Here is a 24,599-nt window from a genome sequence, read left to right as displayed (position 1 = left end):
GCTGATGCTCATCGGCCCCGGTGCCCTTGGGTCGGCTCTTGGGCGGCCGACCGGTTTGCGGCGAAAAGACGCCGGATCGACGGCCCCGTTGCCTGCGATCACGTCGCATAGTCCGTGCTGCAGGTCAATCTCGGCGACCGGGGTGCGACCCGGGCCCGACGATCCGGATGCCAGTCGCGGCCCGCGCAGGTCGCCCACGTCCATAGCAAAAACCTATTGCATGTATAGGAGCTGACCTTGCGTCATATTTGTATTGCCGCTTCCCACACACGCGGAAGACGCTAACCTGCCTGCGGGAGAATTGGGAGGAACCATGTCGCGCGACGATCACCCATGGACGGCGTTTTACGGCCCGTCCGCCAGACGGGAAATCGACAACCTGTCCTATCGCAGCATCGGCGACATGGTCAGTTCGGTCGCCTCGGTCTATGGCAAGGCCCCGGCCTTCACCGCATGTCTGCCGAACGGGATGAACGGCACGCTCAGCTATGCGCAGGTCGACGAGATGTCGGACGCGCTTGCGGTCTATCTGCGCGAGATCGCGGGGCTTGAGCAGGGCGACCGGGTGGCGGTGCAACTGCCAAACGGGCTTTCCTTTCCGATCGCCGCATTTGCGGTGCTGAAGGCGGGCTGCGTACTGGTCAACGTCAACCCGCTTTACACCGCCGAAGAGATGGCCAAGCAGTTCGAGGATGCCGAACCCCACGCGCTGATCATCGTCGACATGTTCGCCGACAAGCTGCCCCGGGCGACCCGCGGCCATCCGATCCCGAACATCATCGTGACCCGCGTGGCGGAGTTTCTGCCCGCGATGCCGCGCGGGATTGTCGGCCTTGTGCAGAAATACTGGGACCGGACGATCAAACCGATCGAGCTTGCCCATATCCGCCTGCCCGATGCCATCGCGGCGGGGCGGCACAAACAGCATAGCAACAATATCGAGGTGGAGCCCTACCATTCCGAAATGTCGCCCGACGACACGGCCGTCTTGCAATATACCGGCGGGACGACCGGCGTGTCGAAGGGCGCCATGCTGTCTCACCGCAACCTGATCATGAATATGGAGCAGACCTTCGAGCTGCTTCACGGGCATGTGGAGAAGGGCAAGGAAGTCGCTCTGACCGCGTTGCCGATGTATCATATCTTTGCGTTCACGGTGAACCTTCTGGGGTTCTACTGGCTGGGCGGGCGCAACATCCTGATCCCGAACCCGCGGCCCCTGTCGAACCTGAAACGCGCCTTCGAGAACTACAAGGTGACGTGGCTCAGCGGGGTGAACACGCTGTTCAACGGTCTGACCAACGAGATCTGGTTCACCGACACCCCGCCCAAGCATCTGAAATTCGCGTCCGCCGGGGGTATGGCCCTGCAGACCGCCGTGGCCGAGCGGTGGGAGGAGATCACCGGAAAACCGGTGATCCAGGGCTATGGGCTGACCGAGACCTCGCCCGTTCTCACCTTCAACCCGCTTGGAAAGGCGCGGCCCAACTCCATTGGCGTACCGGTCCCCTCGACCGAGATCATCTGTCTGGACGAGGAGGGAAACCAGGTGCCGCGCGGCGAGGCCGGAGAGCTTGCCGCAAAGGGCCCGCAGGTCATGCGGGGCTACTGGAACAAGCCCGAGGAAACCGCGAAATCCATGCGCGACGGCTGGTTTCTGACCGGCGATATCGCGGTCATGGATGAGGACGGTTTTTTCCGGATCGTCGACCGCAAGAAAGACATGGTCGTCGTCTCGGGCTTCAATGTCTATCCCAACGAGATCGAGGATTGCCTTGCGGGCCATCCGGGCATTCTGGAGGCCGCAGTGATCGGCGTGCCCGACGACGCCTCCGGCGAAGCGGTCAAGGCCTTCATCGTCAAACGCGACCAGAGCCTGACATCGGAGGCCGTCCGCGCCTACTGCAAGGAGCACCTGACCCCCTACAAGGTGCCCAAGCAGGTGGAATTCCGGGACGATCTGCCGAAATCGAATGTGGGCAAGATCCTGCGAAAGGATCTGCGCAGCGAGGATGCGGCGCAGGTGGCGGCGGAATAAGGGCAGGAAAAGATGGTTGGACCTCTCGAACAGGCGATCCTCGCGCTGATGATCTTCGTCATCATGCTCGGCATGGGTTCCTCGCTGACACCGCGCGATTTCATTCTGGCGCTGAAGCGGCCCTACGGGCTGGCCATCGGCGTGATCTCCCAATACGGCTTCATGCCCTTCATCGGCTTCATGCTGGCGGTGACGCTGACCCTGCCCGAGGCCATCGCGGTCGGCGTCCTGATCATGGCCTGCATGCCGGGCGGCACGACCTCCAACATCTTCACCTACTTTTCCAAGGGCAATCTGGCGCTGTCGGTTCTGATGACGGTGACCTCGACCGTGTTCGGGGTGATCCTGATCCCGATCATCCTGATCCTCTATGCCACTGCGCTGGATTTGCAGATCCCGCGGGAAAACATCATCGTAACGCTGATCCTGCTCCTGGTGCCGGTCGCGATCGGGATGGTCCTGCGCAAGATCAACGCGAATATCGGCGCGGTGACCGAGTTCATGGGCTCGCTTCTGGCGGTGGTCTTCATCCTGTTCCTGCTGGTGAGCTGGGTGCCGCGAAACTGGCAGTTCCTGCTCGACACCACGCCCGGCACCTATGTCGCGGCCATCGGTCTGGGGGTCATCGGGATCACCATCGGCTATGTGTTCGCGCGCGTCCTCAGGCTGCATCCGCGCAATGCCCGCACCGTGGCGCTGGAAACCGGCATCCAGAACGGTCCGCTCGCCATCGCGATCATCGCCTTCACCTTTTCTGGGACCGAGGCGCAGAGCATCATGGCCGTGCCGGCGCTCTATTCCCTGTTCATCGTGATCGTCTCGACGCTGGTGACATTCATCTTCCGCAGGGCAAACACGGCGGCGGAACAGAAGATGCCCGACGGGCTTCTCTAGGGCCGCCGGCAGAACGCGGGCGCCATCAGAACGGGTGCGCCCGCCCGTCCCATGTTTCGAAGACGCCGGTGCTGTCCGGCCCAAGCGCGTCGAAGCGTGCGATCAGGCCGCGCGCGGCGTCCTCGGGCGTGATATCGGCACCGGTTCCGCCCATATCCGTCTGCACCCAGCCCGGATGATAGATGCCCACAGCGATCCCCTCGGGCGCAAGGTCATGGGCCAGATTTCGCCCGATATTCAGCGCCGCCGCCTTGGAGGCCCGATACGCGTAGGTGCCGCCGGTGTTCCGGGTGGAACTGCCCATCTGCGATGAGATGATGGCGACCCTGCCCGCCTCGGCGCGCCGCAGATGGGGCAGGAACGCCTGTATCGTCAGAAACACCCCGGTCACGTTGACCGCCAGCGTCTCGGCCCAGATCTCGGGCGCATAGCCGGTGTCGAGGTTTTCGCCCCGGTCCAGCAACACACCTGCGTTGCAGACCAGCAGATCCAGCGCGCCCCCGACACGTCCGGCCAGCCCCGTGATCGAGGCCGGATCGGCCATATCGGCCTGCTCCCACCGGAGGTCGTCGAGCGGTTTCGCGCCGCGCGTCGTCGCGATCACATGATCGCCGCGCAGCGCCATCTGGCAGGCAAGTGCCAGGCCCACGCCGCGATTTGCCCCTGTCACCAATATCCGCATGTCAGTTGGTTTTCGCCTTGGGCAATCCGGGCAACGGGGCGATGGGCACACCGTCGTCGATCAGTTCGCGGGCTTCCTCGGCCGTTGCCTCGCCATGGATCATCCGCTCCGGCGCGTCGCCCAGATAGATCGCCCGGGCCTCCCTGGCGAATTGCCCGCCCACATAGGTGGAATGCTTTTCCAGATGGGTCCGGATCATCTTGGCCGCAATCTCCATCGGCGCCGGGGGCGCGATTGCGGGCGCGGGCGCCTCGGCGGGATCGGCAGGGCCGGGCTGCGGGGCCTCGACGCCGCCCTTTTTCGTCACCCGCGGCGCCATAACCGCCTTCACCACGTCCTCGCCGCCGCAGACCGCGCAGGACAGCAGCCCGCGATCCGCAAGCGTGTCGAACGCCTCTGCGGACTGGAACCAGCTCTCGAACGCGTGCCCGTCGGCACATTTCAATGAATAGCGGATCATGACCGGGTCAACCTAAGCATATTGCGCGGACAATCAAGCATGCCACATCTCAGCGAAGGCGCGACGGATCGAACTCGCGCAGGATCTGCTTCAGCTCAAGTTCCTTGACGCGGCTGGCAGCCTTCTTGGGCGTGAACCACTTGCGCCGCCGCAGATCCGCTTCGGGATAATCGGTATCGAGTTTCTTCACCTCGACCGGAAACACCGCCACGATACAGGGCAGATCGGGCTGATCCTCCATGCGCTTGGTGTAGGAATAGATGCCGATGCAGTGATCATGGACATTGCCCTTCACGCCGCCCTCTTCCCAGGCCTCCTGCGCCGCCGCATCCGCCGGTGTCAGCCCGTCCATCGGCCAGCCCTTGGGAATGATCCAGCGCTTGGTGTCCCGCGAGGTCAGAAGCAGCACCTCGACCCCGGATTTGCGTTGCCGATAGCACAGGGCCGCGAACTGGGTCCGCGTCTCGCGCTTGGGCACTCCCGCAATCCGCAACGGAGCCTGATATGTTCTGGGACTACCCATATGGCGTTTTTTCATCCTATGCTGACCACAACATATGCTAATTCATGGCAGAATCCACCATAACCGGGGCGGGTGAAATGATTCTTGCGCCGCTGTGTGCGGTGTGCTTGACCCATGATCCTCCCGGCTTAGGTCTTGCACGACGAAAGGATCCCTCCGATGCGCCGTGCCGTTCTGCTGATCTGTCTGGCCTGTGTGACCGCCCTGCCCGCGCTGGCGGCGGAAACCTTCCGCTTCGCCTCGATCGACGGCGGCAGCTACAGCACCGATCAATGGCGCGGGCAGCCGGTTCTGGTGGCGAACACCGCATCGCTTTGCGCCTTCACCCCGCAATATGACGCGTTGCAGGCGCTCTATGACGAGTACCGCGAGGACGGGCTGGTCGTGCTTGCGGTCCCGTCCGACGATTTCGCGCAGGAACTGGGCAGCGATGACGAAGTTCGCGACTTCTGCGCCATCAATTTCAATCTCGATCTGCCGATGACCGTGATCACACCGGTCACGGGCGCCTCGGCGCATCCGTTCTATGCCTGGCTGCGGGACGATCACAATGTGGTGCCGCGCTGGAATTTCAACAAGGTGCTGCTGGATGCCGACGGCGCGCTGGTGGCCAGCTACGGCAGCCTTGCCGACCCCATGGGCCCGCGGATCCGCGCCGATATCGAGGCCCTGCTGGCCCGGTGACCCCGCCCCGGACCCTGCCCCTTTTTCTTGGCTCCGAAATCTATCGCGGGTCGAGCTATGGGCGGTGGCATCCGTTGCGGGTGCCGCGCGTCTCCACGGTGATGGATCTGGCCCGGGCGATGGATTGGCTGCCGGAGGTGCAGTACCGCACCTCGCCGCGCGCCAAACCGAAGGCGCTACGGGTCTGGCACACGCCCGCCTATATCGCCGCCCTTGAGCAGGCGGAACGCGATCAGGCGGTCAGCGGCGCGGTGCGCGAACGCCATGGGCTGGGCACGGTGTCGAACCCGATCTATCCGGAGATGTTTCGCCGCCCCTGCACCGCGGCGGGCGCCTCTCTACTGGCCGGAGAACTGCTGGCCGGCGGCGGCGTGATCTATCATCCGGGCGGCGGCACCCATCACGGTATGCCCGACCGCGCGGGCGGGTTCTGCTATCTGAACGATCCGGTTCTGGCCATGCTGTCGCTGCGCCGCGCGGGCGCGCGCCGGATCGCCTATGTGGATATCGACGCCCATCATGCCGACGGGGTGGAGGCCGGGTTTGCGGGCGATCCCGACACGCTGCTGATCTCTGTCCACGAGGAGAAGCGCTGGCCCTTTACCGGCAAGCTGGAGGAGGATGGCGGCGGCAATTGCCTGAACCTGCCGGTTCCCCGCGATCTCAACGACAGCGAAATGGCCCATATCCGCGAGGCATTGATCCTGCCGGCGGTGGCCGCCTTCGGGGCCGACGCGCTGGTTTTCCAATGCGGGGCCGATGCGGTTGCCGAGGATCCGCTGTCCCGCCTAACCCTGTCAAACAACGCCCATTGGGACGTGCTTCGCGGGCTGATGACGCTGAATGCGCATCGGCTGCTGGTTCTTGGCGGCGGCGGATACAACCCCTGGTCGGTCGGGCGGCTCTGGACCGGGATCTGGGCGCTTTTGAACGGCCATGACATCCCCGAGCGGGTGACGCCTGCGGCCGAAGAGGTCCTGCGCGCGCTTCGTTGGGAAAATGCCCGCGCCGGGAAAGCCCCGCCGGAACACTGGTTCACCACCCTCCGCGACACGCCCAGGCCCGGACCGGTCCGCGCGCCTGTCCGGGACCGTGTCGCCCATCTGCGCCGCCGCCCCGCAGCGCGCGGATTTATTCCGAGGGAAAAACTCAGGATTGACATGTCTTAGTCTTTTGCTCAGGATTGAATCATGAGCAACCGGGAGACCCCCATGACCTACCATTCCTCCGTCGCGTCCGACCCGGCGACGCCGCGCCTCCCCGCGCCCGACATGCCCGTGCATGATGCGCGCGTGCTGACCGGGTCCGAGAACTCCACCGCGCTGATCGTGCTGGACGACAAGACTTACACGCTGCGCATCACGCGGGCGGGCAAGTTGATTCTCACCAAATAGTTTCGCGCGAACGAGGCCAGGCATGTCGAAGTATCCCAGCCCCTGTATCGATGTGTGCAAATTCCGCCGCGGCGGGCATTGCATCGGGTGTTCCATGACGGAAGCCCAGAAATCGATGTACAAGACCCTGAGCAAGGCCAGCCATCAGGAGGCCTTCATCAAGATGCTGATCGCGCAACAGGATGTGATGGGCAAGTTTTCCGCGTGGGAACCTGCCTATCTCCGCAAATGCAAGAAAAAGAAGGCAAAGCCGCCGCTTGGTCTTGGTAAACAGATCAAGGGCGTGGCCTGACGCAAAAGCCCCGGACCATCCGGCCGGGGCTTTTGCTTGTCCGACGCGCACCTTGCTCAGCGCAGATGGGCGCGCAGAATCCAGGCGAATTTCTCATGGGCCTGACCGCGCGAGATGCACAGATCCTCGGTCAGCGTGTCGCCATGCTCCGCGGCCAGCGCACCGGCCTCCGCAAGGGTCGCGGCGAGGGTTTCCTGGGCCTTTTGCAGTGCGGACACCATGGTCGCGGCATCCGCGTGGCCATCATGCTCATCCACCTTCGAGCGGTCCAGCATCGCGGAAAGCTGGCCCAGAGCGTGCCCGTCCAATGCCTTGATCCTTTCGGCCAGATCGTCCTGGGCGACGAAATGGTCTTCATAGATCTCCTGAAACAGGGCGTGCAGCGGGCCGAATGCCATACCGGTCACGTTCCAGTGGAAATTCTGCGCCAGCATCGTGGTCACCGCCGTCTCGGACAGGCCCTGGGTCAGCGCCTCGACAATGGCCTCTTGCGCACTCGGGCTCATCTGGGCTGCTGGTTGCGTCATATCTTACATCCTCTTCTTCAGGTCAGGGCGGGCTGGCTCTGTGGCTGGTTGGCGATGCCGACCATTTTAGAGCCATTCTAAAAACTGTCGAGAGCGAAGATCGAAAAAACCGGGCTCATGCGCAGTTTTTTTCGACCGCCTGCCCCCGGATATCCTTTGTCGCCGCCAGCCGCTGGATCAGGAAGGCCACCTGCCGCCGCGCATGGGGCGCTATGCGCCGCCCGATCAGGAAGGTCAGGCTGTCGAGATCGCCCACGCGCGCGCGGTTCAGCAATTGCAGCAGCCATGCCTCATCGAACGACACCTGTGCATCCCCCGGCGCATAAAGCCGAAGCCCGCCCGGCAAAAGACCGGGCAATGCACGAAAGAGCGCCTGCGCATAGGCCAGGGCCGCCTGTTCGCCCGACAGGCTCAGCACCGCACAGGCGTGGAACAGATCGCTGCGCCGCATCACCCGGCATCGCGCCCCGGCGACACGAAGCCAGGCCAGTTCGCGCTTCGTCTCGGGCTCCAGCGGCAAAGCCAAGGCGCGGCGCGGAAGGCCGGTTTCAGGGGTGGAGAGCGGTGTCAAACGGGCAAGCATGGGCAGAACTTTCCAATTCCGACTATTATTATCAGATAATCGGAGCCTTGCAATATGCAAGCCGGTCGCAGGGGGCGCAAAGTGCGCGCGCATGCGCGGCGGGCGCGCGACGGGCAAGCAAAAAAGCCCCAGCGACAACCGGGGCTTTTGCGTGGGTGCTGTTCTTCCGGTCTCAGCCGATCTTCGGCAGCAGATTGTCGAGCGACGCCTTGGCATCGCCATAGAACATCCGGGTGTTTTCCTTGAAGAACAGCGGATTCTCGATACCGGAATAGCCGGTCCCCTGCCCGCGTTTGGACACGAAGACCTGCTTGGCCTTCCAGCATTCCAGCACCGGCATGCCGGCGATGGGGCTGTTCGGGTCGTCCTGTGCCGCCGGGTTCACGATGTCGTTGGAGCCGATCACGATGGCCACATCGGTATTGGGGAAATCGTCGTTGATCTCGTCCATCTCCAGCACGATGTCATAGGGCACCTTGGCCTCGGCCAGAAGCACGTTCATGTGCCCCGGCAGACGGCCCGCGACCGGGTGGATCGCAAAGCGCACCGTCTTGCCCTGCGCGCGCAGCTTGCGGGTCAGTTCACTGACCGCCTGTTGCGCCTGCGCAACGGCCATGCCGTATCCGGGAATAATGATGATGCTGTCGGCCTCGTTCAGGGCGCTGGCCACGCCGTCCGCATCGATGGCGATCTGTTCCCCCTCGATCTCCTGTGCCGGACCGCTCGTCCCGCCGAAACCGCCGAGGATCACGCTCACGAAGCTGCGGTTCATCGCCTTGCACATGATGTAGGACAAGATCGCACCGGAGGAGCCGACCAGCGCCCCGACCACGATCAGCAGATCGTTGCCGAGGCTGAAGCCGATGGCCGCCGCCGCCCAGCCGGAATAGCTGTTGAGCATCGACACCACGACGGGCATGTCCGCGCCGCCGATCCCCATGATCAGGTGATAGCCGATGAACAGCCCCGCCAGCGCCAGCAGCACCAGCGCCCAGGATCCGCCCGTGGACAGATAGACGACCAGCAACAGCACCGACAAACCCGCCGCCGCCGCATTCAGCAGGTGGCCGCCGGGCAGTTGCTTGGCCCCGGTATCGACCTGGAACGGCAGCAGGCTGGAGCCGCCCGCCAGCTTGGCATAGGCAATGACGGAGCCGGTGAAGGTCACCGCGCCGATCCAGATGCCAAGCACCAGTTCGACCCGCAGGATGCCGATCTCGACGGTGGATTTCTTGGCGATCAGCTGCGCGAAGGAGGACAGCCCCTCGTAGATCTCGCGCGGCAGGCCGATGGCGGTGACGCCATCCTCGCCCACGGCGCCCATCACAAGGCCCTCGGCCTCGTAGATATTGCCGATATAGTTGATCATGATGTCGGCGTTGAAGCCCACGAAGACCGCCGCCAGCCCGACAAGGCTGTGCATGATGGCGACCAGTTCCGGCATCTGGGTCATTTCGACCTTGGTGGCGAGCTGGTAGCCGACCGCGGCACCCGCGGCGATCAGGACGATCGAGACGACCCAAAGCCCCGCGCCGGGCCCGATGATCGTCGCCAGCACGGCGATGGCCATGCCCGCGATGCCGTACCAGACGGCGCGTTTGGCGCTCTCCTGGCCGGACAGGCCGCCAAGCGACAGGATGAAGAGGATACCCGCGACGACATAGGCCGCGATCGTGAATGCGTTTTCCATTGCCCCTGCCCCTTTAGGATTTCTGGAACATGGCGAGCATGCGCCGTGTCACGAGGAAACCACCGAAGATATTGACGGAGGCCATGAAGATCCCGAGCGCGCCCAGGATCGTGATCAGCACCGAGGACGATCCGATCTGGATCAGCGCGCCCAGAATGATGATCGAGGAGATCGCGTTGGTCACCGCCATCAGCGGCGTGTGCAAGCTGTGCGCGACGTTCCAGATCACCTGGAAGCCGATGAACACACTGAGCACGAACACGATGAAATGCTGCATGAAGCTGGCCGGCATGCCGGGGATCAGGCCGACGCCGAGCACCAGCGCGGCACCCACGGCGAGCAGGGTCACCTGCCTTTTGGTCTGCGCCTTGAAGGCGGCCAGTTCCTGCGCGCGCTTCTCTTCCGGCGTAAGCTCCTTGGCGGCCTCCTTCCTGGGCGCGGCCGCGATCGCCGCTACCTTGGGGGGCGGTGGCGGGAAGGTGATCTCGCCGTCATGAACGGCGGTCGCGCCCCGGATCACGTCATCTTCCATGTCGTGTTTGACTTGTCCGTCTTTTTCCGGTGTCAGGTCGGTCATCATGTGGCGGATATTGGTGGAATAGAGCGTCGAGCTCTGCGCCGCCATACGGCTTGGGAAATCCGTGTAGCCGACGATGGTCACGCCATTATCGCTCACGATCTTCTCGTCTTTTTCCGTCAACTCGCAGTTTCCGCCCCGTTCGGCGGCAAGATCCACGATGACCGAACCCGGCTTCATCATCTCGACCATGTCCTTGGTCCAGAGCACCGGCGCATCGCGCCCCGGTATCAGCGCCGTGGTGATCACGATGTCCATCTCGGGCGCCAGTTCGCGGAATTTCTCCAGCTGCTTTTCGCGGAACTCGGGCGAGGACGGGGCCGCATAGCCGCCGGTGGACGAACTGTCCTGCCCGCTTTCCTCGAACTCCAGAAACACGAATTCCGCGCCCATGCTCTCGATCTGTTCGGCCACCTCTGGGCGCACGTCGAAGGCGTAGGTGATCGCGCCAAGCGAGGTCGCGGTGCCGATGGCGGCCAGCCCGGCCACGCCCGCGCCCACCACCAGCACCTTGGCTGGCGGCACCTTGCCCGCTGCCGTCACCTGCCCGGTGAAGAAACGGCCGAAATTGTTGCCCGCCTCGATCACGGCGCGGTAGCCCGCGATATTGGCCATGGAGCTTAGCGCATCCATCTTCTGCGCACGGCTGATGCGCGGCACCATATCCATCGCGATCACGCTTGCGCCCTTGGCTCTGGCCAGTTCCATCAGCGCTTCGTTCTGGCCCGGATAGAAGAAGGAAATCAGCAACTGGCCGTGTTTCAGGCGCTTGGCTTCCGTCTCGGTCGGCGGGCGCACCTTGGCGATGATATCGACCGCTTTCCAGAGGCCCGCAGGTGTCTTGATGATCTCGACGCCCGCCTCCTCGTAAAGCGCGTCGGAAAACCCGGCCGCCAGCCCCGCGCCCGTTTCAATCGCGCAATCATAGCCCAGTTTCTGCAGCTGCAATGCCGAGTCCGGCGTCATCGCGACCCGCGATTCCCCCTGACCAACCTCTTTCGGAGCGCCTATTTTCACTGTCATCCCTCATATCGCTGCAGGTTGCCGAACACCCGTTTAGCAACTTGCCAAATCTTTCACAACGGGCTGCACGCACGACAGAAAATTGCCCTCGGCATGTGGTCCGCCGCCCTGCCCGCCGACCCAACGCATAAATGCGTCAGCCTTTTGGAATGTCCAGCGCCACCTCATGCCGCTGCGTAAGATGGCCTGTCTCTTGTGCGCGGCGTCGGGGCCGCTAGCATCGCGGAAGCTGAGCGAAAGGTCATGTATTATGGAACATCAGGGACGTCACGCGCTTGTCACCGGCGGCGGCACCGGCATCGGCCTCGACATCGCGCAGGCGCTTGCCGAGGCGGGGGCCGACGTCACGATCACCGGCCGCAACCTGAACCGGCTGGAAGAGGCCGCCACGGCCCATCCGCGCCTCCACCCCCTGCAGATGGATGTGAGCGACGAGGCGTCGGTCAGGGACGGGATCGCCGCCGCCGCCCGATCGCGCGGGCCCGTTGCCATCTGCGTGGCCAATGCCGGCATCGCCGAACCCATGGCCTTCGCCGATATCGACATGAGCCACTGGCGCAGGATCATGGCGACCAATCTCGACGGGGTGTTCGTGACCGTGCAGGCCGCCATGGCCACGCTAGGGCCCGGAGACTGGGGCCGGATGATCGCGATCAGTTCCATCGCCGGGGTGCGCGGGCTGAAAGGCGCGCTGGCCTACACCGCCTCGAAACATGGCGTCATCGGGCTGATGCGTGGACTGAGCGAGGAATACATGCGCGCCAGTATCACCTTCAACGCGCTCTGCCCCGGCTATGTCGACACGCCCATCGTCGCCCGAAATGCCGAACATATCGCGGCGCATCGGGGCATATCCGCCGACGAGGCGCGCGCCTATCTGGCCGGCGGCAACCGCCACAAGACGCTTCTGGATGTCGCTGAGATCACCGGCGCCGCGATGTGGCTCTGCTCCGACAGCGCGCGCAGCGTCAACGGCCAGACGATCCAGATCGCGGGTGGCCAGGTCTCCTGAGCCCGCATTTCGCGCCTCGGGGACGTGCCGCAGAGCAGCCTTGCGGCCGCACTCGCCGCTGCGTCATTCCGCCCGGACGTGGATGCTCTGCCCGTCGCAGTTTCGGCGGATTTTCACGCAGGAGACCGGCCCCTGCGGCCCGAGGGCGCGGTTCGGTATACCATTGTGCGCCACCAACCTACTCATTTCATTGGTATTTTTTGTTTACTTGATGACAGTTTCTGCTACGTCGAATGTGAACCCCGCAGCGAAAGCGACCCCGCCCCATGCCGCCCATCGAAGATCACCCCCTGCGCTACACGCTTGCCAACGAGCTTCACGCCCGCCCCTTTCCGGCGCTGAACTGCCCCGGGCAGGCTGCGTTTCTGGCGATCAAGCAACCCAAGGACGCGGCCAAGCGGGATCGCGCACTGGACCGCGCCCATCTGATCGAACTGCTGGACCGGTTCGGCGCACAGCATCCGCCCGAAAACGCCACGCATTTTTTCGGCGCGTTGGGCAAGTTCCATCTGAAATGGGAACAGCACACCGAGTTCGTGACCTATACCGCCTTTCTGGACGGGAATGGCGGGCGCGCCTTCGATCCAACGATCTGGGAAATCTTTCCCGATGACTGGCTGGAAACCGCCCCCGGCGCGCGCATCACTTCGGCGCAGATCCGGATTGCCGATGCGCCGGAGGATGAAGGGCAGATCGTGGCGCAGCTTCACGAATGGTTCGTCCCCGAAAGCCTTGCCGTCAGCCATGTTCTGGATGACGCCGCGATCATCGCGGGGGATTTCCGTATCGCCAGTTCCGGCCACATGCATTTCGTCATTTTCTGCCGGCCCGATATCGGCGACCGCCGAGTGGGCCGGATTCTTCAGCGAGTCTGCGAGATCGAGACCTACAAGACCATGTCGATGCTGGGCCTGCCGCGCGCGCGCCAGATCAGCCGCCGCATGTCCGAACTGGATCAGGATCTGACCTCGCTGGTCAGCGACATGACCGGCGATCTCAGCCGGCCGGACGAAACACTGAGCAGGCTTCTGACCATCGCGGCCGAACTGGAAAACGAGATGGCGCAGTCGACCTTCCGTTTCGGCGCGACCGGGGCCTATGAAGCGCTGGTCAACCAGCGGATCGAAGTGTTGCGGGAGGAACGGTTCCGCGGCCGCCAGACCTTCGGAGAGTTCATGATGCGCCGGTTCGACCCGGCCATGCGGACGATCAAGGCAACGGAACGCCGCCTGCAATCGATGACCGACCGGGCGCTGCGGGCGGGGGACCTGCTGCGCACCCGGGTCGATGTGGACCGCTCGGCCCAGAACCAGGCATTGTTGGAAAGCATGGACAAGCGCGCCGATCTGCAACTGCGATTGCAGAAGACGGTCGAGGGGCTCTCGGTTGTCGCGATCAGCTATTACGCGGTGAACCTCATGGTCTATCTCACCCAGCCGATCGCCGAAAACGCCGGGCTTTCGCAGACCCTGCTGACGGCGCTGGTGGCCCTGCCCGTGGTCATCGCGGTCTGGCTGGTGGTGCGCGCGATCAGACGGTCGATGGACTGACCGGTCAGCCGAGCGAAACCGTCAGCGGCACCAGATCCGTCAGCGGCACGCCAAGCGCCCGCATCGCTTCGAGTGAAATGCGGCTGCCCGCCCCCGTCGCCCCCGCGATCGGGATCAGCCTCAGCGTGACGGACGCGCCGCTTTCGGTGGTGATGCGGCCCTGGCGTTCGGTGCTGACCAGCGGCGTGCGGAGCCAGAGGCCCGGCTCGCTCGGGTCGCCAAGGCTGGCAATGGTCTCGCCGCCGGCATCCCGGACGGGCTGCGGGCCGTCATCGGGGGCCAGCCCCCCCTCCGCGGACGGCCGTTCCATCGGCCGGGGTGTCTCGCCATCCGGCGACCGCGCCGCCGAGGGGCCCGCATCCCCGCCCCGAAAGAGGCCGAGGCCCTGAGCGCATCCCGTCAGGGCAAACATCACGAGAACCGGTGCAATCCATTTTGTCATGGACCCGAGCCTAGGCCCGATGGACGGCGGCATCAACGGGTCGATCATGGCTTGCGGCGGTCTGTTGCCGGGATTACGCTTTGCGCCATGAACACACACGCCCCCCTGATCGACCCGTTCGCCCGTGCCATCGACTACCTTCGCGTCTCGGTCACCGACCGTTGCGATTTTCGCTGCGTCTATTGCATGTCGGAGAACATGACGTTTCTTCCGAAGAAGGAACTTCTGACCCTGGAGGAACTGGACCGGATGTGTTCCACCTTCATCCGGCTCGGCGTCAGGAAACTCCGGATCACCGGTGGCGAACCCCTTGTCCGCCGCGATATCATGACATTCTTCCGCGCCATGACACGTCATCTGGACAGTGGCGCATTGAGCGAACTGACGCTGACCACCAATGGCAGCCAGCTTAGCCGCTTCGCAAGCGATCTTCATGCCGCCGGGATGCGGCGCATCAACGTCTCCCTCGACACGCTGGACGAGGCGAAATTCGCCCAGATCACCCGTTGGGGCCGCCTGCCGCAGGTGCTGAACGGCATCGATTCGGCGCAAAAGGCCGGGCTGCGCGTCAAGATCAACGCCGTCGCACTCAAGGGCTTCAACGAAGACGAGTTGTTCCGCTTGCAGGAATGGTGTGCCAGCCGCGACATGGATCTCACCTTCATCGAGGTGATGCCGATGGGCGATCTCGGCAATGAGGACCGGCTGGATCAATACTGGTCGCTCAAGGATCTGCGCGCGCGTCTCGCGGAGCGTTTCACGCTGATCGATCTGGCCGAACGAACCGGCGGGCCGGCCCGCTACGTGCAGTTGCAGGAAACCGGCCAGAAGATCGGCTTCATCACGCCGCTCACCCATAACTTCTGCGAAAGCTGCAACCGGGTGCGTCTGACCTGCACCGGGGAGCTTTACATGTGTCTGGGCCAGGAAGACATGGCCGATCTGCGCGCGCCGCTCAGGGCCTCGGCGGATGACACCGCGCTTGAAAACGCCATCCGTGCCGCCATTGCCCGGAAACCGAAGGGCCATGATTTCGACTATTCCCGCCAGAAGGTCGACGGCCAGGTGTCACGGCATATGAGCCATACGGGCGGGTAAGACTACGGCTTCGGCGGCGGCGACCCGATTTCGCAGGCGCGTGACCATTTGATCCCTGCCATTCCGCGGGTTGCCCCCGTCAGGGCCTTGCGATCAATCAGGCGTCCAGTCATTCTGAAGCCGCCCAGTTCATCGTGCAGACCGCCGTCAATCTTCACGAGCAGCAGTTTGCTGAAATGCCCCGACAGCTTCACCTTTACCCTTTCGGACTTACTGCGTGGCCCCAGCGTCTTGATCTCGACGAACGATCCATCCAGCGAACCGTCGGAGCCCTGAGCATTGGGTTTGCGATGCAGGCAGATGCCCCAACTCATCGCGCCGTAGAGTTCACCCAAAGCCCCGTAGATGTTCAGGTGCCTGCCCATTTGGTCGAGATATTCCCTGGCCGCTCGGGTCAGGCGCACGAACTGGCGGATCACCGACGCTTCCGATTTCGGGAAACGGGTGGTGAGGGCGTCTTCCCATTCAAGAACAGGTAGACGCGCGCGTTGAGGTTCATCAGGGTCCAAATCGCCGAAATCATCCCAACTCAGCCATTCACCGTCGCCAAGATAGATGCCGTCACACGGTCTAAACGCGTTCATGAACTGGGCCTCCAGATCGGAAGCCCTAGGCGTTGCAGGAAATTGTGGAGATTTCAGGGCGTAGCGAGCAGCCCGCTGCACCGCTACGCCGGTTTCAGGTCACGCCGCCGGCAACCGTTTCTCCACGATCTCCGCCCACCATGAACAGCCCGCCGGGATCGCATCGTCGTTGAAGTTGTATTTCGGGTGATGGACGTTTGCGGTGTCACCGTTGCCGACAAGGATATAGGCGCCGGGCCGGGCGTTGAGCATGAAGGCGAAGTCCTCGCCGCCCATCACCAGAGGGGCGTCATCGCACCCGCCGGAAACCGATCTGGCGACTTCGGCGGCGAATTCCGTCTGCTCCTCGGAATTCACCATCACCGGATAGCCGCGCCGGTAGTCCACCTTGGCCACACCGCCCATCATCGCCGCCGTGCCTTCGGCAATCTCCGTCAGGCGTTTCTCGGCCATGTCCTGGATATCCGGATCCATCGTGCGGACCGTGCCCTTCAGATGCACGGTTTCGGGAATGACGTTATGGGCGTTGGAGCCCGTGGTGAAGGACGTGACGCTGACCACGACATGCTTCACCGGGTCCGCATTGCGGCTGGCGATCGACTGCAGCGCCAGAACCACATGGGCCCCCATCACGGTGGTGTCCACCGTATCCTGCGGCTTGGCCGCATGCCCGCCCCTGCCGGTCAGATAGATATCGAACTGATCCGCGGCCGCGAAGAACGCGCCCGGCCGGATCGAGAACGAGCCCACGGGCCGGCCAGGCCAGTTGTGCATCCCGTAGACCTCGTCGATCTTGAACCTGTCCATGATCCCGTCATCGACCATTTCCTTGCCGCCGCCGCCGCCTTCTTCTGCAGGCTGGAAGATCACCGCGACGGTCCCGTCGAAGTTCCGGGTTTCCGCAAGGTACTTCGCCGCCCCCAGAAGCATCGCCGTGTGACCGTCATGGCCGCAGGCATGCATCGCGCCCGGCGTTTTCGAAGCATAGGGCACGCCCGTCTCTTCATGGATCGGCAGGGCGTCCATATCGGCGCGCAACCCGATCGTCCGGCCGGCCGTGTCCGTCTTGCCCCTGATTATCCCGACGACACCGGTACGGCCAAGCCCCGTGACCACCTCGTCGCAGCCGAACTCCTTCAGCTTGTCGGCCACCAGTGCAGAGGTCCGGTGCGTCTCGAACAGGATCTCGGGGTTTTCATGCAGGTCGCGCCGCCATTCCGTGATCTCGGGCAACAATTCGGCGAAGCGGTTCTTGACGGGCATCTTGTGGTCTCCTGTTGGGGTCAGGCGGCGGGCATCCGGCGCTCGACCAGTTCGGCAAAGAAGCTGCACCCATAGGGGATCGCTTCATCGTTGAAGTTATAGGCGGGGTGATGGCAATGGGCGGTGTCGCCATTGCCAAGAAACAGATAGGCGCCGGGCCGCTTCTCCAGAAAGTAGGAGAAATCCTCCGACGGCATGATCGGCCGGGCGGTGTCGTCCACCTTCATGCCGACCGCCCGGGCGGCCTCGGCAGCGCGGGCCACCGATGTCGCGTCGTTCACGGTCACGGGATATCCGGGCGTCCAGATAACCTCCGCCTGCGCGCCGAATGCGCGGGCCGTGTCTTCGGCGACCTGGCGCACGCGCGCCTCGGCAAGCCCCCGCATACCGGGGTCGAGACAGCGGACGGTGCCCTCCATCCGGGCGGTATCGGGGATCACGTTGGACGCGCTCGAATCGGTTCTGAACGTGCCCACGGTCAGCACCACGCGCGCCAGCGGGTCGATGTTGCGCGACACGATCGTATGAAGCGTGACGACGATCTGCGCCGCGACCAGCGTGGTATCGACCGCGTTATGCGGCTCGGCGGCATGTCCGCCCTTGCCCGTCACGATGATCTCGAACTCGTCCGACGAGGCCTGCAGCGGGCCCGCGCAGGTGGCGATCTCACCCACCGGAATGCCGGGCGCGTTGTGAACGCCGTACACCTCATCGATTTGCCAGCGGTCCATCAACCCGTCGTCCAGCATCGCCTTGGCTCCGGCCCCACCCTCCTCGGCGGGCTGGAAGATCAGCACCAGCGTCCCGTCGAAATTGCGCGTCTCGGCCAGATACTTCGCGGCCCCCAGCAACATCGCGGTATGCCCATCATGGCCGCAGGCATGCATCGCGCCGGGCGTTTTCGACGCATAGTCGAGCCCGGTCTGCTCATGGATCGGCAGCGCGTCCATATCCGCCCTCAGCGCGATGGCGCGCCCCGACCCCTGAGCCTTGCCGCGGATCACGCCGACAACGCCGGTCCGCCCGATGCCCTCGACCACCTCGTCACAGCCGAAGGCGCGCAGTTTCTCGGCAACCATCCCGGCGGTGCGGGGAAGATCGTACATGATCTCGGGGTGTTCATGCATGTCGTGCCGCCACGCGGTGATCTCGGGCAGCAACTCGGCGAAACGGTTCTTGATCGGCATCGTGACAGGCTCCTTGTCAGGCGGCGGGCATCCGGCGCTCCACCAACTCCGCGAAAAAACTGCACCCATAGGGGATCGCGTCATCGTTGAAGTTGTATTCCGGATGGTGGACCCGCGCGGTCTCCCCATTGCCGACATTGATGAAGGCCCCCGGCCGCGCCCGCAGCATATAGCTGAAATCCTCGGCCCCCATGCGCGGCGGCCGCCCGTAATGCACACGGCCCTTCCCCGCGACGGCCTCGGCGATCTCGGCGGCGATGATTGCGTTTTCCTCGTGATTGACGGTCACCGGATAGCCGCGGTGATAGGTGATTTCGGCCTTGCATCCATAGGCCGCCGCCGTCGATTGCAGGAGCTCGATCACCCGCACCTCGGCCATGTCGCGGATATCCTCGTCCAGCGTGCGGACCGTGCCGCGCAACAGGACGGAATTCGGAATGACATTATGCGCCTCGGAACTTGTCTTGATCGTGCAGACCGAAACGACAATCTGTTTCAACGGGTCGACATTGCGGCTGGCCACGGTTTGCAGCGCCATCACCGAGGCACAGGCCGCAGGCGACGGGTCGATCGTGTTGTGGGGCTGCGCCGCATGGCCGCCCCGGCCCACGATCCGCACTTCGAACTCGTCGGCGGCCGCCATGATCGGGCCCGGCGAGACGCCGAACTCCCCGACCGGGAGACCCGGCTCATTATGCATGCCGTAGACTTCCCTGATCCCGAAGCGGTCCATCATTCCGTCATCGACCATCGCCTTGCCGCCCGCGCCGCCCTCCTCGGCGGGCTGGAAGATCACACAGACCGTGCCGTCGAAATTCCGCGTCTCGGCCAGGTACTTGGCGGCACCCAGCAACATCGCGGTATGCCCGTCATGGCCGCAGGCATGCATTTTCCCCTCCGTGGCGGAGGCATAATCCAGCCCCGTTTCCTCGGTCATCGGCAGGGCATCCATATCGGCGCGCAGGCCGACACAGGCCCCGACCGTGTCCGTCTTGCCGCGGATCACCCCCACGATACCCGACCGCCCGATGCCGGTGACAACCTCGTCACACCCGAACGCCTTCAACTGCGCCTCCACCAGCGCGGTGGTCTTCGGCAGATCGTATTGCAGCTCCGGGTTGGCATGGATCTGGCGGCGCCAGGCGGTGATTTCCTGATGGAGCTCGGCCAGGCGGTTTTTCACGGGCATGAATGTCTTCTCCCTTTTATGGCGCCCACGGGTTGCGGGCATCTTGGTGGCTGCGCGAAGGGTCGTAGGGATCCGCGCGACAGCGTGTTCTGCATTGGTGGACCGGGCGACCTTGGCGCATCCAGGGGGCGGGTTCAAGCCATCCGGCGAATCAAGCCGGGCAGGATCCGCACCGCGACCAACACCGATCACGGGAGCAGATCTGAGAGATTCCTCCTATCAAATCATGGTTAACGGCAAGCCCTGCTCAACCGGTTGATAGACAAATCCTAATATCCGCCAGTTTCTTCGGGCCTTCATTAATAATTGTTAACAAATCGTTAACATATCGGATCGTGCTGTTAACGATTTCGGACAGCCCTGCGTCACGGACAAGTCAATGCCGGATGCGGGGCACGAAACCGGCCCGAAAAAGGATGTCAGATCCGGGGCCGTCAAAGTCGGTTTAAGGGGGGACACCATGTTTCGGAACACACCAGAACACACAGCCGCGGATCGGGGCCCTGGGTTGCCGGTCAGACCAGTCTTGCCGGGTCTTCGGCAAAGCGAAGCCGCGCGCAGACCTGCGTGCTGATCCATGCATCTCGCATCACCGCGCATCGCGCGCAGCCGGCGGCCCGTCCCGCAACACCGCCGCCTTGTGGCGCGGATCGGCGCCTGTCTCGCCGCCGGTCTTTCGCTGGTCCTCCTCGCGGGCTGCGCGACCGCGCCCCAGAACATCGCGCCGGCAGAGGTCGCGCCCCCCACATCGAGCTGCGCCGAGATGGAAGCGCAGCACGCCCGGATCGCCGCCGAACTCGGGCCGCTGGTGGAACGCCAGCGGCAGGCCCGCGCGGCGGATATCGCCTTCATGGCGCTGGTCGCCCCGATCCCGATCAGCGGCGGCATGCGCGTCGATGAAGAGATTGCCGCCGCCTTGGGGGAGGCCCGCGCGATCGAGGCCCGCCACGCCCGGATCTGCCGGTGATCGTCCGCGTTCTGCTGCTGGTCGCAACGCTTCTGACCGGCTGCGCGCAGCATATCCGGGAGGCCGAGCGCGTGCGGATCACCTATGACCCCGGCGGCCTGCTCAGCAGTCATTACGATCAGGCGGGCCGCTACCTTGTCGCCGGGCTGGCCGTCGAGGTGGAGGGGTATTGCGCCAGCGCCTGCCTGATCTATGCGGTCGCCGACAATGCCTGCCTGCATCGCGACGCGCGCTTCGGCTTTCACGCCGGCAGCAACGCCATCGGCACCGGTTACATGGCGCGGATCATGCCGCCGAACCTGCGCGCCTGGTATCTGTCCGGCCCGTCAAGCCGGACCGCGATCACCACGCTTGGCACCGCGGATCTGCTGGCGCTGGATCCCGGCGCGTGGCGGCTCTGCGATGGATAGGCGCCCGCCCGGAAGCGGTTTCGTGCTCGCCGCGATCTGGGGGCTGACCTTCTGGGCGCTGGTCCTGCTGGCGATCTGGATCTTCTAGGCCGCGCTATTCGGTGAGCACATCCAGCAGCCGGTCCATGAAATCCTGCCCCTTGCGGAACTGCTCCAGGGAGATGAATTCGTTCGGCTGATGGGCCTGTTCGATATTGCCCGGCCCGCAGACGACCGCCGAATAGCCGCCCGACTGGAACTGCCCGGCCTCGGTGCCGAAACTGACCACATGGGTGGCGTTGTCACCGGTCAGGCGGCGCACCAGCGCCTCGGCGGCGCCATCGGTTTCTGGTTTCAGTCCAGGCACATCCCATAGCGGCGTGGCGGTGATGAAACATTCGGACCGGACCTTGCGGATCTCCGCCTCCAGCGCGCGAACCTCGGCCAGATACCTGTCGGCCCAGTCCCCCGGCGTCTCGGTCGGGACACAGCGGAACGACAGCACGAAACGACAATCCTTCGCCGTGATGTTATGCGCCGTCCCGCCTTCGATCTTGCCCACATGCACGGATGTGTAGGGCGGATCGAACGGGCTTTCGGGATCGGCATTGGCCTTGTTCTCGGCATTGATCCGGTTTGCCCAATCGATCAGCTTGATGCCTTCCATGATCGCCGACACCCCCTGATCGGGCAGCGAGGAATGCACCTCGAAGCCGCGCACATGCATGTCGAAGCCGACGCCGCCCTTATGGCCCGTGACCGGGCGCATGCTGGTCGGCTCACCGATGATCGCCAGCGCCGCCCTTGGCATATGCGGCTGCATCGCGGCAATCATCGGCGGCGCCCCGATGCAGCCGATTTCCTCGTCCCGGGTCAGGCATATCTGCAAGGGCCGGCTCAGACCCCGCTCCAGCGCAGGCGCGACAAGGCTCAGCGCCAGCGCGTCGAACCCCTTCATGTCGCAGGTTCCGCGCCCGTAAAGCCTTCCGTCCTTCTCCACCACCTGGAACGGGTCCGTGTCCCAGCTCTGGCCATCGACCGGCACCACATCGGTGTGGCCCGACAGGATGACGCCGCCCTCCACCTCCGGGCCCAGATGGCAATACAGGGAGGCTTTCGTGCCGTCGGCGTTGTAATCCCGGTGGCAGGAGACGCCCAGACCGTCCAGATAATCCTCCACCCAGTCGACCAGATCGAGGTTGGAAACACGGCTGACTGTGGGGAAAGATACAAGCTTTTCAAGCAGCTCCCGAGCGGAAAGGGCTGTTGGCATCAGGCGCTCCTTGCGGTGGGACATGCCCGACCCTGTTCCTTCCCCGCCCCTTCGTCAAGCCTGCGCTCCGGAGACTGCCCAACACTTGGGCATCTGCACACTCGTCACGCAACGGAGCCCGGATTGCCGCTTGCGGGCCGCGATTTTCATGTTACCGTCGCACGCACTACCTGCACCTGCCCATCAGAGGCGGGGCGTAACCAACTGGTGAGGAGCGTCACACGATGCCCGATGGGGGTCTGCCCTCTGTCCTTGATGTCAAGGACCTCAAAACTGTATTCCGCACCCGGCGCGGCGAAATCCATGCCGTGAACAACGTCAGCTTCCATCTGGAGGCCGGTGAGCTTCTGGGCGTGGTGGGCGAAAGCGGCTCCGGCAAATCGGTGACCATGATGTCGCTGATCGGCCTGCTGCCGATGCCGCCCGCGGAAGTCAGGAATGGCCGCGTGATGTTCGAGGGGCAGGATCTGCTTGCCTGCAACGAGGATCAGCTTCGCGCCGTCCGAGGCGCGCGGATCGGCTTTGTCTTTCAGGATCCGATGACATCGCTGAACCCGGTCTTCAATGTCGGCTTTCAGATCATCGAACCGCTGCGCAAGCATATGGGACTGAGCAAATCCAAGGCCCGTGCGCGCGCCGTGGAGTTGCTGGAACTTGTCGGCATCCCCGATGCCGCGCGCCGGCTTGGGGATTATCCGCACCAGTTTTCCGGCGGCATGCGGCAGCGTGTGATGATCGCCATAGCGCTGGCCTGCGACCCGAAGGTGCTGATCGCCGACGAGCCGACAACGGCGCTCGACGTGACGATCCAGGCGCAGATCCTGGAACTGGTCAAGGAACTGCGCCAGAAACTGGGGATGGCCATCGTCTGGATCACCCATGATCTGGGTGTGATCGCCGGTATCGCCGACCGCGTGATGGTCATGTATGGCGGCCAGGTGGTCGAGCAGGGGCCGGTGCGCGAATTGTTTGCCAACCCCAAACATCCTTATACAAGAATGCTTCTGGAAACCGTGCCTTCGGTAACCGGCGAACGGGCCGAGCGGCTGCAGGTCATCGATGGCCAGCCGCCGATGCTGGCGCAGTCGCCGGACAGTTGCCCGTTCCGGGCGCGCTGTCCGCTGGCGTTCGAGCGCTGCGAACAGGAAAACCCCAAGCGGGTGCCGGTCGGCCCTAGCCATGACGCCGCCTGTTTCTGGGATGTAGATGCGGGGGCTCCGCGCGATGTTTGATACCAGCGCCAACAAGAAGCTTGTCGAGGTTGACGGGCTGAAGATGTATTTCCCGATCTATACGGGCCTGCTGCGGCGCCATACCGGCAATGTGAAAGCGGTGGACGGGGTCAGCTTCGACATCATGGAGGGGGAAACCCTGGGCCTCGTCGGTGAAAGCGGCTGCGGCAAATCCACCTGCGGGCGCGCGATCCTGCGGCTTTACGAACCGACCGCCGGGTCGATCAAGATCGATGGCGAGGAAATCGCCGATGTGGGGTTCGACAAGCTGCGCAAGATGCGCCCCACCATGCAGATGGTGTTTCAGGACCCGCAGGCCAGCCTGAACCCGCGCATGACCGTGGCCGCGATCATCGGGGAGCCGCTGAGCGAGCATTCCGGCAAATCCAGATCCGACCAGCTTGACCGGATCTACGAGCTGATGGACGCGGTCGGCCTGAACCGGGATTTCGCAAACCGGTATCCACATGAGTTTTCCGGCGGGCAGCGCCAGCGCATCGGCATCGCCCGCGCCCTTGCGCTGAACCCGAAATTCATCGTCTGCGACGAACCGATCGCCGCGCTGGACGTGTCCATTCAGGCGCAGGTGGTCAATCTTCTGGAAGATCTCCAGAAGCAGTTCGGCCTGACATATCTGTTCATTTCCCACGATCTGTCGATGGTGCGCCACATCGCCGACCGGGTCGCGGTGATGTATCTGGGCAAGGTCGTCGAACTGGCCCCGCGGGAGGACCTCTATGCCGACCCGCTTCACCCCTACACGAAGGCATTGCTCTCGGCCGTGCCGGAGCCCGATCCGGTCGCCCATGACAATGCCAACCGCACCATTCTGCAAGGCGACGTGCCCAGCCCGTCGAACCCGCCCGAGGGCTGCAATTTCTGCACCAGATGCCCGTCGGTCATGGATATCTGCCGAAAGATCGACCCCGAATTCCGGGAGGTGCGCCCCGGCCGTTTCGTCGCCTGCCACCTTCTGAACGATACCAAGATGCCCGCTGAACCAACAGCGGCGGTTGAGGCGTGAAATGAGCAATCCAACAAGGAGA

Annotated in this window: 26 protein-coding genes; 13 read left to right on the top strand and 13 right to left on the bottom strand. The window is 63.9% G+C overall.

The features are described 5' to 3' along the window. Positions 1–313 precede the first annotated feature (313 nt). Positions 314–2,038 (top strand): AMP-binding protein, encoded by a 1,725-nt coding sequence (locus ACQ651_RS02065; RefSeq protein WP_430448069.1) that lies wholly within the window; start codon positions 314–316, stop codon positions 2,036–2,038. A 12-nt stretch (positions 2,039–2,050) separates the two neighbouring features. Further along, positions 2,051–2,932 carry a bile acid:sodium symporter family protein gene (locus ACQ651_RS02060; RefSeq protein ID WP_227284076.1) on the top strand — a complete coding sequence of 294 codons (882 nt, stop codon included), beginning with the start codon at positions 2,051–2,053 and terminating at the stop codon, positions 2,930–2,932. Positions 2,933–2,957: 25 nt separating this feature from the next. On the opposite strand, the gene ACQ651_RS02055 is transcribed toward ACQ651_RS02060, so the two are convergent. From ACQ651_RS02055 to ACQ651_RS02045, 3 genes are read right to left on the bottom strand one after another with little or no spacing between them, the layout of a single operon-like run. Then, a complete protein-coding gene (locus tag ACQ651_RS02055; RefSeq protein ID WP_430448068.1) occupies positions 2,958–3,614 on the bottom strand; it encodes an SDR family oxidoreductase in 657 nt (218 codons plus the stop codon). A 1-nt stretch (position 3,615) separates the two neighbouring features. Continuing rightward, a complete protein-coding gene (locus tag ACQ651_RS02050) occupies positions 3,616–4,074 on the bottom strand; it encodes a DUF1178 family protein (protein ID WP_227284078.1) in 459 nt (152 codons plus the stop codon). A gap of 49 nt (positions 4,075–4,123) precedes the next feature. Then, complete coding sequence (locus ACQ651_RS02045; RefSeq protein WP_227284079.1) at positions 4,124–4,552, bottom strand: NUDIX hydrolase; 429 nt, start codon at positions 4,550–4,552, stop codon at positions 4,124–4,126. A gap of 204 nt (positions 4,553–4,756) precedes the next feature. Between ACQ651_RS02045 and ACQ651_RS02040 the strand changes: the two genes are divergently transcribed. From ACQ651_RS02040 to ACQ651_RS02025, 4 genes are read left to right on the top strand one after another with little or no spacing between them, the layout of a single operon-like run. Then, positions 4,757–5,281, top strand: coding sequence for a glutathione peroxidase (locus ACQ651_RS02040; protein ID WP_227284080.1), 525 nt, complete (start codon positions 4,757–4,759; stop codon positions 5,279–5,281). Continuing rightward, positions 5,278–6,450, top strand: coding sequence for an acetoin utilization protein AcuC (locus ACQ651_RS02035; RefSeq protein ID WP_227284081.1), 1,173 nt, complete (start codon positions 5,278–5,280; stop codon positions 6,448–6,450). Before ACQ651_RS02040 ends, ACQ651_RS02035 begins: the two co-directional genes overlap by 4 nt. 21 nt (positions 6,451–6,471) lie before the next feature. Next, a complete protein-coding gene (hemP, locus tag ACQ651_RS02030) occupies positions 6,472–6,675 on the top strand; it encodes a hemin uptake protein HemP (protein WP_375550388.1) in 204 nt (67 codons plus the stop codon). Positions 6,676–6,697: 22 nt separating this feature from the next. Beyond that, positions 6,698–6,967 (top strand): DUF1289 domain-containing protein, encoded by a 270-nt coding sequence (locus ACQ651_RS02025; RefSeq protein ID WP_227284083.1) that lies wholly within the window; start codon positions 6,698–6,700, stop codon positions 6,965–6,967. A 56-nt stretch (positions 6,968–7,023) separates the two neighbouring features. Here ACQ651_RS02025 and ACQ651_RS02020 read toward each other — a convergent pair whose 3' ends face one another. The 4 genes from ACQ651_RS02020 to ACQ651_RS02005 all read right to left on the bottom strand — a co-directional run bounded on the left by ACQ651_RS02020 (position 7,024) and on the right by ACQ651_RS02005 (position 11,361). Further along, positions 7,024–7,494, bottom strand: a complete 471-nt coding sequence (locus ACQ651_RS02020; RefSeq protein ID WP_227284084.1) for a Dps family protein — start codon at positions 7,492–7,494, stop codon at positions 7,024–7,026. A 115-nt stretch (positions 7,495–7,609) separates the two neighbouring features. Next, positions 7,610–8,077 (bottom strand): hypothetical protein, encoded by a 468-nt coding sequence (locus ACQ651_RS02015; RefSeq protein WP_430448066.1) that lies wholly within the window; start codon positions 8,075–8,077, stop codon positions 7,610–7,612. 172 nt (positions 8,078–8,249) lie between these two features. Continuing rightward, positions 8,250–9,767, bottom strand: coding sequence for an NAD(P)(+) transhydrogenase (Re/Si-specific) subunit beta (locus tag ACQ651_RS02010; protein WP_430448064.1), 1,518 nt, complete (start codon positions 9,765–9,767; stop codon positions 8,250–8,252). Positions 9,768–9,780: 13 nt separating this feature from the next. Next, positions 9,781–11,361 (bottom strand): Re/Si-specific NAD(P)(+) transhydrogenase subunit alpha, encoded by a 1,581-nt coding sequence (locus ACQ651_RS02005; protein WP_430450299.1) that lies wholly within the window; start codon positions 11,359–11,361, stop codon positions 9,781–9,783. Between the two features lie 256 nt (positions 11,362–11,617). Here ACQ651_RS02005 and ACQ651_RS02000 point away from each other — a divergent pair, with 256 nt between their 5' ends. Then, positions 11,618–12,379 carry an SDR family NAD(P)-dependent oxidoreductase gene (locus tag ACQ651_RS02000; protein ID WP_430448063.1) on the top strand — a complete coding sequence of 254 codons (762 nt, stop codon included), beginning with the start codon at positions 11,618–11,620 and terminating at the stop codon, positions 12,377–12,379. Positions 12,380–12,645: 266 nt separating this feature from the next. Beyond that, on the top strand, positions 12,646–13,929 hold the full coding sequence (locus ACQ651_RS01995; RefSeq protein WP_375550392.1) for a DUF3422 family protein: 1,284 nt from the start codon (positions 12,646–12,648) through the stop codon (positions 13,927–13,929). Positions 13,930–13,933: 4 nt separating this feature from the next. On the opposite strand, the gene ACQ651_RS01990 is transcribed toward ACQ651_RS01995, so the two are convergent. Then, complete coding sequence (locus ACQ651_RS01990; RefSeq protein ID WP_430448061.1) at positions 13,934–14,371, bottom strand: D-galactarate dehydratase; 438 nt, start codon at positions 14,369–14,371, stop codon at positions 13,934–13,936. Between the two features lie 87 nt (positions 14,372–14,458). On the opposite strand from ACQ651_RS01990, the gene moaA reads away from it, so the two are divergent. Beyond that, positions 14,459–15,469 (top strand): GTP 3',8-cyclase MoaA, encoded by a 1,011-nt coding sequence (gene moaA / locus ACQ651_RS01985; protein ID WP_430448059.1) that lies wholly within the window; start codon positions 14,459–14,461, stop codon positions 15,467–15,469. Between the two features lie 2 nt (positions 15,470–15,471). On the opposite strand, the gene ACQ651_RS01980 is transcribed toward moaA, so the two are convergent. The 4 genes from ACQ651_RS01980 to ACQ651_RS01965 all read right to left on the bottom strand — a co-directional run bounded on the left by ACQ651_RS01980 (position 15,472) and on the right by ACQ651_RS01965 (position 19,692). After that, on the bottom strand, positions 15,472–16,053 hold the full coding sequence (locus ACQ651_RS01980) for a hypothetical protein (RefSeq protein ID WP_430448058.1): 582 nt from the start codon (positions 16,051–16,053) through the stop codon (positions 15,472–15,474). 99 nt (positions 16,054–16,152) lie between these two features. Then, positions 16,153–17,316, bottom strand: a complete 1,164-nt coding sequence (locus ACQ651_RS01975; RefSeq protein WP_227284092.1) for a M20 aminoacylase family protein — start codon at positions 17,314–17,316, stop codon at positions 16,153–16,155. 20 nt (positions 17,317–17,336) lie between these two features. Beyond that, positions 17,337–18,503, bottom strand: coding sequence for a M20 aminoacylase family protein (locus ACQ651_RS01970; protein ID WP_227284093.1), 1,167 nt, complete (start codon positions 18,501–18,503; stop codon positions 17,337–17,339). Between the two features lie 16 nt (positions 18,504–18,519). Beyond that, the gene (locus ACQ651_RS01965) at positions 18,520–19,692 is read right to left on the bottom strand and encodes a M20 aminoacylase family protein (protein WP_430448057.1); all 1,173 of its coding nucleotides are present in this window, start codon (positions 19,690–19,692) and stop codon (positions 18,520–18,522) included. 577 nt (positions 19,693–20,269) lie between these two features. On the opposite strand from ACQ651_RS01965, the gene ACQ651_RS01960 reads away from it, so the two are divergent. Then, positions 20,270–20,659, top strand: coding sequence for a hypothetical protein (locus ACQ651_RS01960; protein WP_430448055.1), 390 nt, complete (start codon positions 20,270–20,272; stop codon positions 20,657–20,659). After that, the gene (locus ACQ651_RS01955) at positions 20,656–21,069 is read left to right on the top strand and encodes a hypothetical protein (protein ID WP_375550397.1); all 414 of its coding nucleotides are present in this window, start codon (positions 20,656–20,658) and stop codon (positions 21,067–21,069) included. The genes ACQ651_RS01960 and ACQ651_RS01955 overlap by 4 nt, the downstream gene beginning before the upstream one ends. Positions 21,070–21,163: 94 nt before the next feature. On the opposite strand, the gene argE is transcribed toward ACQ651_RS01955, so the two are convergent. Then, the gene (gene argE / locus ACQ651_RS01950; protein ID WP_430448053.1) at positions 21,164–22,321 is read right to left on the bottom strand and encodes an acetylornithine deacetylase; all 1,158 of its coding nucleotides are present in this window, start codon (positions 22,319–22,321) and stop codon (positions 21,164–21,166) included. Between the two features lie 224 nt (positions 22,322–22,545). On the opposite strand from argE, the gene ACQ651_RS01945 reads away from it, so the two are divergent. Beyond that, positions 22,546–23,553 carry an ABC transporter ATP-binding protein gene (locus tag ACQ651_RS01945; RefSeq protein WP_430448051.1) on the top strand — a complete coding sequence of 336 codons (1,008 nt, stop codon included), beginning with the start codon at positions 22,546–22,548 and terminating at the stop codon, positions 23,551–23,553. Continuing rightward, entirely contained in the window at positions 23,546–24,577 is a 1,032-nt protein-coding gene (locus tag ACQ651_RS01940; protein WP_375550399.1) for an ABC transporter ATP-binding protein, read from the top strand. The genes ACQ651_RS01945 and ACQ651_RS01940 overlap by 8 nt, the downstream gene beginning before the upstream one ends. Positions 24,578–24,599: the final 22 nt, after the last annotated feature.

The sequence above is a fragment of the Rhodophyticola sp. genome (assembly GCF_965284195.1).
In the GTDB taxonomy this organism is placed as follows: Bacteria; Pseudomonadota; Alphaproteobacteria; order Rhodobacterales; family Rhodobacteraceae; genus Rhodophyticola.
This window is presented reverse-complemented; position numbering and strand designations above follow the sequence as displayed.

Coding starts and splice junctions, on each gene's coding strand:
- ACQ651_RS02065 (WP_430448069.1), top strand. CDS start 314: ATGTCGCGCGACGATCACCCATGGACGGCGTTTTACGGCCCGTCCGCC.
- ACQ651_RS02060 (WP_227284076.1), top strand. CDS start 2,051: ATGGTTGGACCTCTCGAACAGGCGATCCTCGCGCTGATGATCTTCGTC.
- ACQ651_RS02055 (WP_430448068.1), bottom strand. CDS start 3,614: ATGCGGATATTGGTGACAGGGGCAAATCGCGGCGTGGGCCTGGCACTT.
- ACQ651_RS02050 (WP_227284078.1), bottom strand. CDS start 4,074: ATGATCCGCTATTCATTGAAATGTGCCGACGGGCACGCGTTCGAGAGC.
- ACQ651_RS02040 (WP_227284080.1), top strand. CDS start 4,757: ATGCGCCGTGCCGTTCTGCTGATCTGTCTGGCCTGTGTGACCGCCCTG.
- hemP (WP_375550388.1), top strand. CDS start 6,472: ATGAGCAACCGGGAGACCCCCATGACCTACCATTCCTCCGTCGCGTCC.
- ACQ651_RS02025 (WP_227284083.1), top strand. CDS start 6,698: ATGTCGAAGTATCCCAGCCCCTGTATCGATGTGTGCAAATTCCGCCGC.
- ACQ651_RS02020 (WP_227284084.1), bottom strand. CDS start 7,494: ATGACGCAACCAGCAGCCCAGATGAGCCCGAGTGCGCAAGAGGCCATT.
- ACQ651_RS02015 (WP_430448066.1), bottom strand. CDS start 8,077: ATGCTTGCCCGTTTGACACCGCTCTCCACCCCTGAAACCGGCCTTCCG.
- ACQ651_RS02010 (WP_430448064.1), bottom strand. CDS start 9,767: ATGGAAAACGCATTCACGATCGCGGCCTATGTCGTCGCGGGTATCCTC.
- ACQ651_RS02000 (WP_430448063.1), top strand. CDS start 11,618: ATGGAACATCAGGGACGTCACGCGCTTGTCACCGGCGGCGGCACCGGC.
- ACQ651_RS01995 (WP_375550392.1), top strand. CDS start 12,646: ATGCCGCCCATCGAAGATCACCCCCTGCGCTACACGCTTGCCAACGAG.
- ACQ651_RS01990 (WP_430448061.1), bottom strand. CDS start 14,371: ATGACAAAATGGATTGCACCGGTTCTCGTGATGTTTGCCCTGACGGGA.
- moaA (WP_430448059.1), top strand. CDS start 14,459: ATGAACACACACGCCCCCCTGATCGACCCGTTCGCCCGTGCCATCGAC.
- ACQ651_RS01980 (WP_430448058.1), bottom strand. CDS start 16,053: ATGAACGCGTTTAGACCGTGTGACGGCATCTATCTTGGCGACGGTGAA.
- ACQ651_RS01975 (WP_227284092.1), bottom strand. CDS start 17,316: ATGCCCGTCAAGAACCGCTTCGCCGAATTGTTGCCCGAGATCACGGAA.
- ACQ651_RS01970 (WP_227284093.1), bottom strand. CDS start 18,503: ATGCCGATCAAGAACCGTTTCGCCGAGTTGCTGCCCGAGATCACCGCG.
- ACQ651_RS01965 (WP_430448057.1), bottom strand. CDS start 19,692: ATGCCCGTGAAAAACCGCCTGGCCGAGCTCCATCAGGAAATCACCGCC.
- ACQ651_RS01960 (WP_430448055.1), top strand. CDS start 20,270: ATGCATCTCGCATCACCGCGCATCGCGCGCAGCCGGCGGCCCGTCCCG.
- argE (WP_430448053.1), bottom strand. CDS start 22,321: ATGCCAACAGCCCTTTCCGCTCGGGAGCTGCTTGAAAAGCTTGTATCT.
- ACQ651_RS01945 (WP_430448051.1), top strand. CDS start 22,546: ATGCCCGATGGGGGTCTGCCCTCTGTCCTTGATGTCAAGGACCTCAAA.
- ACQ651_RS01940 (WP_375550399.1), top strand. CDS start 23,546: ATGTTTGATACCAGCGCCAACAAGAAGCTTGTCGAGGTTGACGGGCTG.